We start from the raw sequence: 245 nt of genomic DNA on the forward strand, positions 1-245 counted from the left end.
AAAAGCTGTAGAAAAAGTGATGAATGACATCAATCGTCCGTTCACAGCTATCATGGGAGGATCTAAGGTGTCTTCAAAGATCGAAATCATCGAAAACCTTCTCAACAAGGTAGACAATCTTATCCTTACCGGAGCTATGACCTATACTTTTGCCAAGGCTGATGGCGGTAAGATAGGATCTTCTCTTTGCGAAGATGACAAATTGGATCTTGCCAGAGAGATTGTAAAACAAGCCAAAGAAAAAG

The 245-nt window shown here is 40.4% G+C and carries 1 protein-coding gene; it reads left to right on the forward strand.

Annotated features, from left to right (window positions below; genetic code table 11):
* A partial coding sequence (pgk, locus tag Q5762_RS39360) for a phosphoglycerate kinase (RefSeq protein WP_315897124.1) occupies positions 1-245 on the forward strand: 245 nt, incomplete at both ends.

The sequence above is a fragment of the Streptomyces sp. P9(2023) genome (assembly GCF_032436795.1).
Classification (GTDB): domain Bacteria; phylum Actinomycetota; class Actinomycetes; order Streptomycetales; family Streptomycetaceae; genus Streptomyces.